The organism is Micromonospora antibiotica (assembly GCF_017599305.1).
Taxonomy (GTDB): domain Bacteria; phylum Actinomycetota; class Actinomycetes; order Mycobacteriales; family Micromonosporaceae; genus Micromonospora; species Micromonospora antibiotica.
In genome coordinates, this window is the sequence record NZ_JAGFWR010000002.1 from 623,752 (window position 1) to 638,145 (window position 14,394).

Below are 14,394 nucleotides of genomic sequence, written 5' to 3' on the forward strand. Positions count from 1 at the left end.
CGCGGACCGGATCCGCCCGTGCCCCGCGCCACCCGGACCAGGTCCGCCCGGTCCGGATCCGCCCGTGCCCCGCGCCACCCGGACCAGGTCCGCCCGGTCCGGATCCGCCCGTGCCCCGCGCCGCCCGGTCCGGTGCCGGGGTCCGGTCGTGCGGGGTACGGCGGCCACGACGCGTCGCCGCCCGACGGTCAGCGCCGGCGGTGGTGCATCGCCAGGCGCAGCAGCAGGAACCGCAGCGCCGTGGCGGCCAGGTTCGCCGCCACCAGCACCGCCAGTTCGACCGGCCGGGCCGGGGTGCCGACGGCGTGCAGCGCGGCGAGCGCACCACTGGTCAACGCCAGTCCGAGGGCGAAGGCGAGCAGGCCCTGGAGGTGGTGCCGACCGACCGACCGGCGACCGGTGATGCCGAAGGTGAGCCGCCGGTTCGCCGCGGTGTTGCCCACCGCGGTCACCAGCAACGCCACCAGGTTCGCCGGTTGCGCGCCGAGCACCCCCCGGGTCACCACGAACAGCACCAGGTACGCCACGGTGCTGACCACCCCGACCAGCGCGAAGCGGGCCAACTGGCCGGGCAGCCCGACCGGCACCCGCGCCGGCTGCCCGGCCAGCGGTGCCCGGCCCCACTGGGCGCGCAGGGTGGCCAGCGGCAACGCCCCGGTGAGCAGGGCCCGCCCCAGCCGGCCGATGCCGCGCAGGTCGGCCAGGGCGGTGGCCACGATGTCCACCCGGCTGTCCGGGTCGTCGACCCAGTCCACCGGCACCTCGTGGATGCGCAGCCCGGCCCGCTGGGCGAGCACCAGCAACTCGGTGTCGAAGAACCATCCGGTGTCCTGCACCAACGGCAGCAACTCCCGGGCCACGTCGGCGCGGATCGCCTTGAAACCGCACTGCGCGTCGGAGAACCGGGCCGCGAGGGCACCCCGTAGCAGCAGGTTGTAGGCCCGGGAGATCACCTCCCGTTTGGCGCCCCGCACCACCCGGGAGGTCCGCGCCAGTCGGGTGCCGATGGCCAGGTCCGAGTGACCGGAGATGAGCGGGGCGACCAGCGGCAGCAACGCGGCCAGGTCGGTCGACAGGTCCACGTCCATGTAGGCCAGCACCGGGGCGTCCGAGGCCGACCAGGCGGCCCGCAGCGCGCGGCCCCGACCCTTGGCGCTCAGGTGCCGCACCTCGACGTGCGGGAGGTCGGCGGCGAGCGCCTCGGCCACCGCGAGGGTGCCGTCGACACTGGCGTTGTCCGCCACGGTGATCCGGAACGGGTACGGGAAGTGCGTGCTGAGGTGCTCGTGCAGCCGGCGTACGCAGGGACCGAGGTCGGTCTCCTCGTTGTAGACCGGCACCACCACGTCGAGCACGGCGGTGGGGGTGTCGGTCCGGGTCTCGACGGCGGGTCGGGGGCTGCCGATCGTGGTCATCCCTGTGCCTCCTGTCCGGCACTGGTCAGGTCGTAGACGGTGACCCCGTCCACGGTCTGCGCGGTGAAGGTCTCGGCGACCCAGGCGGCGATCTCCTGGGAGGCGGAGCTGCCCCCGTTGGCCCGGAAGCCGCCCCCGCCGACGAAGTAGTGGATCTTCCCGGCGGCCACGTACTCCTGGAACCGGGCCAGGGTGGGCGACGGGTCGCTGCCGTTGAAGCCGCCGACCGCCATCACCGGACGACCGGTGGCCAGCTGGTATCCGGAGGCGTTGTTGGAGCCGACGGCCGCCGCGACCCAGGTGTAGTCGTCGGCGTCGGCCGTCAGCAGCGCCTTCAGCGCGGCACTCGGCTCGCGGGAGTCGAGCAGCCCGCCCATCCCGCCGCCGGTGCGCCCCTGGCCACCCCCGGTACGCCCACCGTCCTGCCCCGTGCCACCGTTACGGCCGGTGCCGCCGTCCTGCCCCGTGCCACCGTTCTGGCCGGTGCCACCGGGGAAGCCGGGGAACTGCCCAGTGCCGCCGTTCTGGCCGGTGCCGCCGGGGAAACCGGGGAACTGGCCCGGGCCGCCGTCGGCGGTACCACCGGGGAAGCCGGGAGGCTGACCGTTCTGGCCGGTGCCGCCGGGCCGGTTGCCGCCCGGGAAGCCGCCACCGGGGAACTCCATACCGTTGCCCATCCGGCCGCCGGGTCCGCCACGCCCCGGGCCGAAGCCGCCCTGCACGGCCGGGCCGGCGCTCGGGATGGACCCGGTGTGCGGGGTGCCGGCGGTCTGCGCCGCGTACGCCGCCGGGCCGGCCAGCGCGGCCGACGCGCCGAGGGCCAGCGCCACCGGCACCAGCCGCCGGGGCAGCAGTCGGGCCGCCAGGATCAGCACCGCCACGGCGAGGCCGACCACCAGCACGGCCGGGCGCAGCCAGGGGTGGAAGTCGGGGCTGCGCCCGAGCAGGGTCCAGGACCACCAGGCGGTCACCGCGAGGGTGCCGGCCAGGACGACGGTGGCGAACACCCCCCGCCACCGGGCTGACCGCCGACCACCGGCCCCGGACGCGGTACCGGCGACAGTCGGCACGACACCGGCGGCAGGCTGTGCCGGGCCGGCGGCAGGCTGCGCTGGCCCGAGGTCGGCCCCCGGCGTCGGTCCCGGGTGGACAGCCGACGCGGTGACCGGCGCGGCGGGCGTCGCCGTACCGGTTACCGGGGTGGCGGATCGGGCGGCGGCCCGGCATTCCCGCCAGAGCAGGACGGTGCCGATGCCGACCAGCGCGCCGACCGCCGGGGCCAGGGCCACCGTGTAGTACGCGTGGAAGATGCCGGACATGAAGCTGAAGATCAGCCCGGTGACCAGCAGCCAACCGCCCCACAGCAGCAGCCCGGCACGCCGGCGGTCGGTGCGGGCCGCCCGCCCGGCCAGCACCAGGCCGGCGACGAGCAGGATCAACGCGGCCGGCAACAGCCAGGAGATCTGGCCGCCGACCTCGGTGTCGAACATCCGCAACCAGCCGGTCTGCCCGGAGAACGGCCCACCGCCGCCGCCCATCCGGGCGCCGCCGCCGACGCTGCCCTCCTCGTCACCGGTGATCCGCCCGAGACCGTTGTAGCCCAGGGTCAGCTCCAGGATGCTGTTGCCCTGCGACCCGCCGATGTAGGGCCGGGCGCTGGCCGGGACCAGCTCCACCGTCGCGACCCACCACCCGGCGGCCACGACCAGGCCCAGGCCGGCCAGCAGCAGCTGCCGGATCCGCCGCCAGAAACCGGTCGGCGCGGCCAGCAGGTAGACCCCGGCGAAGACCGGGACCACCAGGAACGCCTGGAGCATCTTGGTGAGGAAGCCGAAGCCGACCAGCACCCCGACCAGCACGATCCACCGGGTGCTGGCCGTCTCCACCGCCCGCACCGTGGCGTACGCGCCGAGCACGAGCAGCAGCACCAGCAGCGCGTCCGGGTTGTTGAACCGGAACATCAGGGTGGCGACCGGGGTGAGCGCCAGGACCGTCCCGGCGATCAGGCCGGCGGCCGGGCCGTACCAGCGGCGGACGGTGGCGAACAGGACGCCGACCGAGGCGACGCCGAGCAGCGCCTGCGGCACCAGGATCGCCCAGCTGTTCAGCCCGAAGATCCGTACCGACAGGGCCATCAGCCACAGCGAGGCCGGCGTCTTGTCGACGGTGATCGAGTTGGCCGCGTCGGAGGAGCCGTAGAAGAACGCCTTCCAGCTCTCCGCACCGGCCTGCACGGCCGCCGAGTAGAACGAGTTCGCCCAGCCCGACTCCCCCAGGCCCCACAGGTAGAGCAGGGCGGTGCCGAGCAGCAGCACGGCCAGCGCGGGTCTGACCCAGCGCGGGTCCCGTGGTGGGGGCGCGTCGCCCGCGTCCGGGTGGACGGTCGCCGACCGGGCCGGCGGTTCGGTCGCGGCGTCGGGCGGGCCCGACGGCGGTACGGTCGCGGCGTCCGGCGGGCTGGCCGGCGTCGTCAGCAGGCTCTCGGTTCTGTCCATGCGGTCAGCCTGGCCGGGCTGGTTGGGTCGATCCCGTGCCCTGGCTATGCGTGCGCTGTGGAATCCGGGGACGCGGGCCCGTCGCCGTCCGACCGCGCGGGCGCGACGGAAACCTGCGGCGCGGGGGCGGTGGGACGTGCCGGTGTCGGCGGGTCCGAGGCCGGGGGCGCGGGGGCGGGGGAGTCCGGCAGCCGTACGGTGAAGACGGTGCGGCCCGGCCGGCTCTCCAACGCGACGGTGCCGTGGTGGGCCTCGACCACGGCGGCGACGATGGCCAGGCCGAGGCCGGTGCTGCCGTGTTCCCGGGACCGCGAGCTGTCCCCCCGGGCGAACCGTTCGAAGACCTCCTCGCGCAGCTCCGCCGGCACCCCGGGGCCGTCGTCGGTGACGCTGATCTGCACCGCGCCGGGCATCGGGGCGAGCCGGGTGGTGACGGTGCTGCCGGGCGGGGTGTGCACCCGGGCGTTGGCCAGCAGGTTCGCCACCACCTGGTGCAGCCGGACGGCGTCGCCGGGCACCTCCACCGCCTCGTCGGGCAGGTCGAGCTGCCACCGGTGTTCGGGGCCGGCCACGTGGGCGTCGCTGACCGCGTCCACCACCAGCGCGGTCAGGTCGACCGGGCCGGTGGCCAGCGGCCGGCCGGAGTCGAGCCGGGCCAGCAGCAGCAGGTCGTCGACGAGGCTGGTCATCCGGGTGCTGGCGGACTCGACCCGGCGCAGCGCGTGGGCGACGTCCGGGGGAACCTGGTCCCGGCCCCGGCGGGCCACCTCCGCGTAGCCCCGGATCGCGGCCAGCGGGGTGCGCAGTTCGTGCGAGGCGTCGGCGACGAACTGGCGTACCCGGGTCTCGCTGGCCTGCCGGGCGGCGAGCGCGGCGGCGACGTGACCGAGCATCCGGTTCAGCGCCGCGCCCACCTGCCCCACCTCGGTACGCGGGTCGGTGTCGACGGCGGGCACCCGCACCGACAGGGCCACCTCGCCCCGGTCCAGGGGCAGTTCGGCGACCCGCCCGGCTGTGGCCGCCACCCGGTGCAGCGGGCGCAGCGTGGCCCGGACGATCAGCGCACCCAGGCTGCCGGCGACCAGCAGGCCGGCGGCCGCGACGCCCGCTTGGGCGGCGACCATCCACCACACCGTCTCCTGCGCCATGTGCAGCGGATAGGCGAAGATCAGGATGTCGCCGTCGGGGAGCCGTCGGGACACCGCCCGGTAGTCGCCACGGTCGCCGAGCGCGACGGTGTGCGGTGCGCGGTCGGTGGGCAGCCGGGTCAGCGGGGCGACCTCGGCGGCGGTGAGCGCCTCGGTCGCCCCGGAGCTGCTACGGATGCGGGCCGACGTCTCCCCCTGCGGGGTGACCCGCAGCCCGACCGAGCCGATCGGGAACGTCGGCGGTGGGTCGGGTTGCCCCTGCCGACCGGCGATCTGGTCGAGGGGACGCGGCTGGTCCTGGGGCCGTTCCCAGGGCAGCCGGCTGTCGAAGCGGCGGTTGTCCATGACGAGTTGGCTGTCGACCTGGCTGATCAGGAAGTGCCGCAGCGCGACCGTGGTCAGCCCGCCGATGCCAACGCTGACCAGCGCGAGCAGCGCGACCACGGTGAGCACCAGCCGGCGGCGCAGGGACCAACCGGCCAGCCACCGTGCCCGGACCGCACCGGACAGCCGGCGATGCAGCCGGCCGACCGGGTCACGGCGCGGGCTTGAGGACATAACCGGCGCCGCGCAGGGTGTGGATCATCGGTCGGCGTCCCACGTCGATCTTCTTACGCAGGTACGAGATGTACAGCTCGACCACGTTGGCCTGCCCGCCGAAGTCGTAGTTCCAGACCCGGTCGAGGATCTGCGCCTTGCTCAGCACCCGGCGCGGGTTGCGCATCAGGTAGCGCAGAAGCTCGAACTCGGTGGCGGTCAGGGTGATCAGGTCGTCGCCCCGGCGTACCTCGTGGCTGTCCTCGTCGAGGGTGAGGTCGCCGACGGTGAGCACGGCCTCCTCCCGGGCGGTCACCGCGAAGCCGGTACGCCGCAGCAGGGCGCGCAACCGGGCGATGACCTCCTCCAGGCTGAACGGCTTGGTGACGTAGTCGTCGCCACCGACGGTCAGCCCGGCGATCCGTTCCTCAACCGCGTCACGGGCGGTCAGGAACAGCACCGGCACGGTCGGGGTCTGCTCGCGCAGCCGGCGCAGCACCTGGAAGCCGTCCAGGTCGGGCAGCATCACGTCGAGCACCACCGCGTCGGGTTGGAACTGCCGGGCCGCGCTGAGCGCCGCCATCCCGTTGCCCGCGCTGCGCACCTGCCAGCCCTCGTAGCGCAGTGCCATCGAGAGCAGGTCGGTCAGGGTGGGTTCGTCGTCGACCACCAGCACCCGGACGGGCTCGCCGTCGGGACGGCGAAGCTCGATCCGGTTCGGTACGGTCTGCCCGTCGGTCACCATGCCCCCATCGTGGGACCGGTTGCTGGTCCTGACCTATGCGCATCCTGTGTGCCGGCTGTGCGCGTGCGGCGGCCCCGCTCGACCGTACCGGGCCGGACGGGGTCGGGTGGGCCGATCGTGCTTCTGTGGGCCGCTACTGGCCCGCGCCGAGCGGGTAGGTGTGCACGAAGGACATCGTCCAGACCCCGTCGGCGGTCGCCGGGTTCCGCTGGTAGAGGTGGTCGGGGCCGCCTCCACCGGGGGCCGGCGGGGTGTCCGGGTGGCGCAGCACCCAACGCACCGGCGGTGCGCCCGCCGGGTCGGCTGGCAACGCCCTGACCAGGTCGTGTGCCGGCCCACCGAGGAAGCGTACGGTCACCTCGCCCATCGACCCTCCCGGTGGTGGGCCGACGGTACGCCGGCCACCCCGGCAAGCTACCGCACGCCCGGCCGGGCCGGGGGCACACGACGGACGCCGCACGACGGAGGGCACCCGACGCAGGCCGCACGGATCGGCCGGCACCTGGCGGTTCCGGGGTCCACCGGGGCGGGCGGACGGTTTGCCCTGCGCAGCGGCCGGGTACCGGCTCGGCAGCGCCATCGCCATCCCGGCGACGCGGTCGGCATGGACAGGAGCGGGTCGATGAGGACGCTCGCCGGGCGGTACCAGCTCGAACAGCGCATCGGCATGGGTGGGATGTCGGAGGTCTGGCGGGCGCACGACGTCGTGCTGGACCGGCCGGTCGCGGTCAAGCTGATGTCCCCCGCCCACCGGGGCGAGGAGACCTCCGTCGAGCGGATCAGGACCGAGGCCCGCTCCGCCGCCCGGCTGGTGCATCCCAACGTCGCCAGCGTCCACGACTTCGGCACCTCCACGACGCTGCCGGGCCGGGAGATGCCGTACATCGTGATGGAGCTGGTGGAGGGGGAGACCCTCGCCGCGCACCTGCGGGCCGGGCCGTTGGACTGGCGCATCGCCGTGCGGGTCTGCGCCGAGGTGGCCGCCGGGCTCGCCGCGGCGCACGCCCACGGCATCGTGCACCGCGACGTCAAACCGGCCAACGTCATGCTCACCCCGTCGGGGGCGAAGGTGCTCGACTTCGGCATCGCCACCCCGGCGGGGGCCCCCGACCGCAGCCCGGACGGCATGGTGGTGGGCACTCCGGCGTACCTGGCCCCGGAGCAGTTCGACAGGCAGCCGGCCACCCCCGCCGCCGACATGTACGCCGTGGGGGTCCTGCTCTACTACAGCCTCACCGGCCGGTTGCCGTACGCGGCGGGGACCACCGCCACCCAACTGGTCGGGGCCCGGTGGAAGATCACGGCGGAACCGTTGCCGCCGATCGCGGGGTTGCCACCCGAGGTGGTGGACCTGTGCCGGCGCTGCCTCGACGACGACCCCCGGCAACGGCCCAGCAGTCTGGTGGCGGCGCTGGAGCTGGCGGAGGTGGTCGACGCCCGGGTCTACGTGCCGATGCTGGCCCCGGTGCCCCGGCCCCGGACGGCGTCGATGTCGCCCTGGACCGAGCGGGCGGCGGCGGAGGCGACCGAGGCGGTGGCGTTGCACGACTGGTCGCGTACCGGATCGGTCTGATCCCGGTTCCGCCGGCCGCGCGGCACGGCGTTTCACCCGTTCGTGGCCGGGAATCCGGCCGACGAGTGAGGGAGGAACGCGATGCCGGATCCGAGTTCCTGGCTGCACGAGGCCAGCGCGACCGCCACGGGCGGGCACGTACGCACCGACGACGGTGGGCTCTCCACCGCGCTGGCGTCGCCGCTCGCGCCGCACTGCACGGGGTTGACCCCGGAGCAGCTGCTCGCCGCCGCCTTCGCCTCCTGCCTGCACCACGCGGCGGTCGAGGCGGCCGGGGAGATCACCGACGAGGCGCACACGGTGCAGGTGACCGCCGAGGCGAAGCTGGGACGCGACGACGACGGCCGGTACCGGGCCGACGTGCACGCCAGCATCTCGTCGGTGGGGTTGAGCCGCGACCAGTTGGCCGAGCTGGTCGCGTACGCCGACCGGCTCTGGCCGTTCTCCAGCGACGACAGCAGCCGGCACCGGTTGACGGTGAGCGCGGCCGACAACGGCCGGCACTGAGCCACATCGTTCGTCCGGTGGAGGCGGCGGTCGGTGGTACGGACACCGTCGCCCCCCGGACGAACGATGCCCACTGATCGATCAGCAGCGATGACATTCTGTCCGCTATCGCATAGGAATTAATGCTATAAGCGACAGAAGTGGCCTGAGGCTTACGCGGCTCCCATGGCGATATGCGGAGAAGATCCGGGCGGAAAGTGACCCGGTGTGGCGCAGGCCACCCGGCACGGCGGTGGTCCGCGGCCGAAACCTCTCTAGCCTCGGCGGGTGCACCCCGACGACACCGATGAGCAGCGACCGACCCGACAGCACGCGGCTGACCCTTCGACCGGGGCCACCTCGGACGAACGGAGGATCGGCCGGCACCGCGCACCGGAGCCGCCCCGGCGGGGCGTACGCACCCCGTTCGCCTCGGTCCCCGCCCGGATCGCCCTCGCCGGCGGCGTCACCTGCTGTCTGGGGCTCATCGCGTTCGCCGGCACGCACCACGTCGACCGGCAGCGGCCCCGGCCGGTGCAGGAGGTGCTGGCCAACCGGGCCGCCGACGAACAGCGGGCCTCCCGCGCCCGGGACCGGGCCGCCTCACCCCCGGCCGACCCGGCGTCGGCGAGCCCGCACCCACCGGCCGCCCGCGGCGCCTCACCGACACCGACGAAGCCGGGCCGGCCCCGCCCGGTCGCCGGCCTCACCCCGCTCCAGATGGACAACGCCAAGAAGATCGTCGACGCCGGTGTCGACCTGGGCGTGCCCCGACGCGGCATGGTGGTCGCCGTCGCCACCGCCATGCAGGAGAGCGACCTGCACAACCTCGCCAGCGACGTGCTGCCCGAGTCGTACGACCACCCGCACCAGGGCAGCGGTTCCGACCACGACTCGGTCGGCCTGTTCCAGCAACGCCCGAGCAGCGGCTGGGGCACCGTCGCCCAGCTGATGCGCCCCGACTATGCGGCACGGGCCTTCTATGCGGCACTGGCCAAGATCCCCGGCTGGCGGGAGCTCAGCGTCACCGCCGCCGCGCAGGCCGTGCAGATCTCCGCCTACCCCCGCGCCTACGCACGGCACGAGCAGCGGGCCACCACCGTGGTGGCGGCGCTGACCTGAGGCCCGACGACCCCGGCCCGTCACCGCAGCGGTGGCGGCACCGACCGCTGAGGCCCGACGGCCCCGGACGACCGCCGCAGGTGGCGGCATCGACCGCTGAGGCCCGACGGCCCCGGGCGGGTCGCCGGCAGCGGGTGCGGCCCGGTCAGGCCACCCAGGTCCCCGGCTCCGGCTGGTCGGCCGGCACCTCGTCGACACCGGTGGCCGCCCGGGTCGCCGGCACACCCCCGGCGGCGGCGGTCGGGGTGTCGACCGGCACCGTCTCGACGGCCACCCCGGTCAGGAGCTGATCCGCCCGGGCGGCCCGGTGCCGCCGTTCGTGCAGCGACGCCTCGAACTCCCGCCGGGCCTGCACCGCCTCGGCGTACACCCGCTCCCGCAGTTGCCGGGCCTCCTCCCGGGCGGCGTCCAGCTCGTCGCGGGCCCGGGCCAGCAGCTCGGCCGCCGGCTCCGCCGGGCGGACCGCCCGGCCGGCGTCGGCCCGCCGCCGGTCGACCATCGCCAGGAGCAGGGTGGTCTCCTGGCGGATCTGATCCCAGTCCCGCCCCGCGCCGCCGATCACCTCCGCCCGCGCGGCGAGTCGGGTCAACCGGACTCCGAGCTCGTCCAGGAAGGAATCGGCCTGTTGCCGGTCGGAGCCGGACCGCACGACGGAGAACCTCATCACGTGTCGCCCCCCAGGAAGCTGATACGTCTGTCCCAGCTCGATCCTGGCGGCAGCCGGCCGACACGGGGGCGGTTCAGGAAAAATGTTCAGCAATTGCGGGGCCGGCGGCCGACCGGGCCCCGGCGCGGGGGACGCGCCGGGGCGAACCGTGCGGTCAGGAACGCTTCGGCAGCACCACGACCCGGCCGAAGAACTCGTCGATCCGGCGCACCACGTCGTTGAAGTCGTCCAGGTCGATCGGCTTGGTGACGTAGGCGTTGGCCTGCAGGCTGTAGCTGCCCACGATGTCGGTGTCCGCGTTCGAGGTGGTCAGCACCACGATCGGGATCGTCCGCAGGTCGTCGTCCTGCTTGACCTCGCCGAGCACCTGACGCCCGTCCATCCGGGGCATGTTCAGGTCGAGCAGGATCACGTCGGGGCGGCGGGCGTCGACGTGCCGGCCCTCCCGACGCAGGAACTCCATCGCCTCCTGGCCGTCACCGACCACGTCGATGACCTTGGCGATCTCGGAGTCCGCCAGGGCTTCCTCGATCATCAGCACGTCACCCGGGTCGTCGTCGACCACCAGGATGCGGACGGGGTTCGTGGCGCCTCGGTCCATGGGTCCAACCTGTCTGTCTCGGCGATCGGGGACGACGGTCTCGGTACCCCGTCGGCGGGAGAACCGAACGCGGTCATCCGCGAGGTGGGAAACCGGTCGGTCATCCGCTGGCGGGGAAATTTAGCCCATCACCGGGCGGACGGCGACCGCGGGTCGGCGGTGTCCGGCTGGTAACGCAGCACCTCGGCCAGTCCGGTGATCTGGAGAACCCGATCCACCCGGCCGGTCGCCCCGGACAGCCGCAACCACCCGCCCCGGGCGGCCGTCAGGTTGTCACCGCGCACGAAGGCCGCGATGCCGGTGGAATCACAGAAGGTCAACGCGCCGAGGTCGAGCAGCAGGTGCCGCTCGCCGTCGGCCACGAGCCGGTCGATCTCGGCGTTGAGCGCCCCGGCCGCACCGAGATCCAACTCGCCCGCGAGCCGCAGGCACACGCCGCCACCATCGCGCTCGTCGTGCGTGACGGTGAAGGTCAACGTCGTCCCTCTCGCTTCCACCGCAGGAAGACCCTTGCAGTGCAGCAAGTATACGCAGCGCTCCCCGGGCGCCCCGCAACGCCGCGTCAGTGCCGGACGACCCCGGACGCGACGGTCGCCGCCACACCCAGCGCCACGAACCGTCCCGCCCGGGGGAAGTCACGCAGGGCGTGCCCGTAGTGGCCCAGGGTCGACGCGACCGCCGCGGTCGGTACCCCCCGACTGGCCAGGATCGTCGCCAGCCAGGACACGAAGTCGGTGAACAGCTCCGGGTCGTCGACGTAGACGGCGGCGGCCAGCGAATCCACGATGTAGCCCAGATCACCGATCGTCGCATCCCACTGCGTCGAGGTGTACTCCCCGACCGACGGCACCCGGACCCGCAGGTCCGCCACCGCCGAGTCGATCAGCTCACCACGCCGTTTCACCAGGCCCGCGTACTCGTGGTCGGCGAGGTGGGACAGCTCCGCGGGTGGCACCCGACGCAACCGCCGCTCGTCGGCGACCAGGTCGGCCGCGCCCGGGGCGTCCGCCGCCCAGGCGACCCCGAGCCGCCGGGCCCACCGGCCGTCCACACCGAACCCGCGCCCGCCGACCACCACCGGCACGTCCGAGCGCCGGCACGCCTCGATCATCCGGTGCGCGTACGGCAGCCGCATGGGCAGGGCACAGGCCAACGCGACCGCGTGCGCGTCGTGCCGGTGCAGGTAGGACACCAGGTGCGCAGCCGGCACACTGGCCCCCAGGAACGTCACCTGCCAGCCGCGCAGTCGCAGCACCTCCGCGACCAGCCGGGGCGGCAGGGCGTGCCACTCACCATCCATGCAGGCCACCACGATCCGCCCCCGGGTGGGACGCGGATCGGCGTACCCGGCGATCGCCGCCACCACCCGCTCGCTGATGTGGGTCGCCGCGTGTTCCTGCGCCACACTCCACTCGTTGCGGGCCCACCGCTCACCCACCTCGACCTGGGCCGGTGCGACCAGGTCGAGCAGCACCCGCTCCGCGGCGACACCGGCGTCGAGCAACCCGGTGGCGACCTCGATCGCGCCGTACTCGTCCGCCTCCTCCAGACAGGCGAGGAAGTCGGCGAAGGCGTGCGCCGGGTCGACCGGGGCGGTCACGGTCGGGGGTTCCTCTCGGCCGTGCCCGGGACAGCCGGGACGGAGTGCAGGTGCCGTCGGGGACGACCGCCCGGCCCGGTCGCCCGCAGGGCCAGCACCGCGATGTCGTCGTGGTCACCGTGCCCCAGCCAGTCGCAGGTGACCTGCTCGACCCGCTCGGCGAGCGCCGGGGCGGGCATCCGGTGGCAGGCGGTCACCGCATGGACCAACCGGTCCTGGCCGAACTGCTCGTCACCACGTCGACCGCCCCGGGCCTCGGTCACCCCGTCGCTGTAGAGCAGACAGGTCTCCCCCACGGCCAGGCGTACGGTGACCTCACCGACGCGGGGGTCGGGGACCACGCCGATCAGCATGCCGCGCAGCGGCACCGTCTCGACCTCGCCGGAGTTGCGCAGCACCAGCGGCGGCAGGTGCCCGCCACCGGCCATCGTCAGCGACAGGCCGCCGTCGCGGTGCGGGCGTACCGTGCCGAGCACCAGGGTGGCGAAGCGGCCCTGACCGTGCGCCTGGGTGGTCTCCAGCAGGGCGTCGTTGAGCAGCTTCACCAGCCGGCCGGGGTGCGACTCGACACGATGCAGCGCCTGGAGACACTGACGCAACTGGCCGGTGAAGACCGCGGCCTCCACCCCCTTGCCCGAGACGTCGCCGAGGAAGAACACCGCGCCACCGTCGGCCAGCCGGTGCGCGCCGTAGAAGTCGCCACCGATGCGCAGGCTCGCCTGCGCCGGCCGGTAGGCCGTCCCCCACTGCACGCCGGGCACCTCGGGCGGCTCCACCGGCACCAGACTGGCCTGGAGGGTGTCGGCCACCTCGGCCTGGTTGCGGTAGAGGACCGCGGTGGTGAGCGCGGCGCCGGCCCGGGCGGCGAAGGCCCGGACGAGATCCAGGTCGGCCTCGTCGTACCAGCGGGTGCGGCGGGCCACCAGCAGCACCCCGGCCGGGGCGTCCCGGCCGGGCAGCGAGACCACCCGGGCGGTCACCTCCGACGTGGTCAGCCCCGGCAGCCAACCGGCCTCGACCGCCTGCTCGACGAGCCAGTCCACGGCATGCGGCTCGACACCGGACAGCCCCTCGGCGATCGCCGGGGGCAGTGCGGCGGCGGGCAGCACGCCGCTGTCCACAGTGGGGGACTCGTGGTCGGCCCGGGTCGCCCGCCACCACCGGGCCCGCCCGGACCGGGGCGCCAGCACCAGCACCGCCACCTCGGCCAGGGTGGGTACGGTCAGCCGGATGACGGCGGCGGCGGCCCGGTCGGGGTGCAGCGGGTTACCGAGCTTCTCCCCCACGACGGCGAGGAAGGCGGACCGGGCCCGCTCGGCGAGCAGCGCGTCCGCCCGGGAGACGCTGTCGGTGACGTCCTCGACATACAGACAGCTACGGGACCCGGACAGCGCCACCCGGCGGATCCGCAGCCGCCGGCCGTGATGGCCGAACCCGTCGGGGTCGGTGACCCCGGTCAGCACGGCGAGCCCGGCGGCGGCCAGGCGACGACCGGGCGTCACCTCGGGCAGCAACCGCGCGGCGACGGGGCTGACGTGCCTCACCACGCCGTCGGAGTCACAGATGATCAGGCCCTCACGGAAGTGCTCGACGACCTCGGACCAGGCAGGCTCGGGCCGGGCGGGCTCGGGGCTGGTGCCGTCCGGTGCCAGCGGGGGCAGCACGGCGGGGGCGCCGACGGACCGGGCCGGAGCCCGTCCGGCACTCGGCGTGGAGATCCGTCCGTCGCCCGGGTCGAAACCCCTGACGTCGGCAGCAGCCACCAGCTGAGCCCCACTCCCCTTGTCACCGTCCGCCTGTCACCGTTCGCCGGGCCGCGGAGGTCGTCCGTATGCGCCAATCTGTTCCGCTCAGCCTACGCCGCACGGCCGGTTCCGCCACCGCACGGCACCCGGCGGCCCGGATACGCGCTCCTGCGGACCCGCCGGGAGATTGTTACGATCCGGCTGATCCAGCCCGACCGTCGACCCTGCGGAAAGGCGCGCTGTGGCATCCCCTGGCAGGA

At 74.4% G+C, this 14,394-nt stretch carries 13 protein-coding genes; 3 read left to right on the forward strand and 10 right to left on the reverse strand.

Annotated features, from left to right (window positions below):
* Positions 1-188: 188 nt before the first annotated feature.
* The 5 genes from JQN83_RS07730 to JQN83_RS07750 all read right to left on the reverse strand — a co-directional run bounded on the left by JQN83_RS07730 (position 189) and on the right by JQN83_RS07750 (position 6,707).
* On the reverse strand, positions 189-1,415 hold the full coding sequence (locus JQN83_RS07730) for a bifunctional glycosyltransferase family 2/GtrA family protein (RefSeq protein WP_208566341.1): 1,227 nt from the start codon (positions 1,413-1,415) through the stop codon (positions 189-191).
* A complete protein-coding gene (locus JQN83_RS07735) occupies positions 1,412-3,910 on the reverse strand; it encodes an ArnT family glycosyltransferase (protein WP_208566342.1) in 2,499 nt (832 codons plus the stop codon). The genes JQN83_RS07730 and JQN83_RS07735 overlap by 4 nt, the downstream gene beginning before the upstream one ends.
* Before the next feature lie 44 nt (positions 3,911-3,954).
* The gene (locus JQN83_RS07740) at positions 3,955-5,616 is read right to left on the reverse strand and encodes a sensor histidine kinase (RefSeq protein ID WP_208566343.1); all 1,662 of its coding nucleotides are present in this window, start codon (positions 5,614-5,616) and stop codon (positions 3,955-3,957) included.
* Positions 5,594-6,340, reverse strand: coding sequence for a response regulator transcription factor (locus JQN83_RS07745; RefSeq protein WP_208566344.1), 747 nt, complete (start codon positions 6,338-6,340; stop codon positions 5,594-5,596). Before JQN83_RS07745 ends, JQN83_RS07740 begins: the two co-directional genes overlap by 23 nt.
* Before the next feature lie 133 nt (positions 6,341-6,473).
* Complete coding sequence (locus tag JQN83_RS07750; RefSeq protein WP_208566345.1) at positions 6,474-6,707, reverse strand: DUF8847 domain-containing protein; 234 nt, start codon at positions 6,705-6,707, stop codon at positions 6,474-6,476.
* Between the two features lie 255 nt (positions 6,708-6,962).
* Here JQN83_RS07750 and JQN83_RS07755 point away from each other — a divergent pair, with 255 nt between their 5' ends.
* From JQN83_RS07755 to JQN83_RS07765, 3 genes are all read left to right on the forward strand, one after another.
* A complete protein-coding gene (locus JQN83_RS07755) occupies positions 6,963-7,913 on the forward strand; it encodes a serine/threonine-protein kinase (protein WP_208566346.1) in 951 nt (316 codons plus the stop codon).
* A gap of 81 nt (positions 7,914-7,994) precedes the next feature.
* Complete coding sequence (locus JQN83_RS07760) at positions 7,995-8,420, forward strand: OsmC family protein (protein WP_208566347.1); 426 nt, start codon at positions 7,995-7,997, stop codon at positions 8,418-8,420.
* Positions 8,421-8,687: 267 nt separating this feature from the next.
* The gene (locus JQN83_RS07765; protein ID WP_208566348.1) at positions 8,688-9,521 is read left to right on the forward strand and encodes a hypothetical protein; all 834 of its coding nucleotides are present in this window, start codon (positions 8,688-8,690) and stop codon (positions 9,519-9,521) included.
* A 145-nt stretch (positions 9,522-9,666) separates the two neighbouring features.
* On the opposite strand, the gene JQN83_RS07770 is transcribed toward JQN83_RS07765, so the two are convergent.
* From JQN83_RS07770 to JQN83_RS07790, 5 genes are all read right to left on the reverse strand, one after another.
* Positions 9,667-10,185 carry an ATPase gene (locus JQN83_RS07770; protein ID WP_208566349.1) on the reverse strand — a complete coding sequence of 173 codons (519 nt, stop codon included), beginning with the start codon at positions 10,183-10,185 and terminating at the stop codon, positions 9,667-9,669.
* Positions 10,186-10,342: 157 nt separating this feature from the next.
* The gene (locus JQN83_RS07775; RefSeq protein ID WP_208566350.1) at positions 10,343-10,789 is read right to left on the reverse strand and encodes a response regulator; all 447 of its coding nucleotides are present in this window, start codon (positions 10,787-10,789) and stop codon (positions 10,343-10,345) included.
* Between the two features lie 128 nt (positions 10,790-10,917).
* Positions 10,918-11,265 carry an STAS domain-containing protein gene (locus JQN83_RS07780; RefSeq protein ID WP_208566351.1) on the reverse strand — a complete coding sequence of 116 codons (348 nt, stop codon included), beginning with the start codon at positions 11,263-11,265 and terminating at the stop codon, positions 10,918-10,920.
* A gap of 86 nt (positions 11,266-11,351) precedes the next feature.
* Positions 11,352-12,389 (reverse strand): cobalamin B12-binding domain-containing protein, encoded by a 1,038-nt coding sequence (locus JQN83_RS07785; protein WP_208566352.1) that lies wholly within the window; start codon positions 12,387-12,389, stop codon positions 11,352-11,354.
* Entirely contained in the window at positions 12,386-14,152 is a 1,767-nt protein-coding gene (locus JQN83_RS07790; protein ID WP_208566353.1) for a PP2C family protein-serine/threonine phosphatase, read from the reverse strand. Before JQN83_RS07790 ends, JQN83_RS07785 begins: the two co-directional genes overlap by 4 nt.
* Positions 14,153-14,394 lie beyond the last annotated feature (242 nt).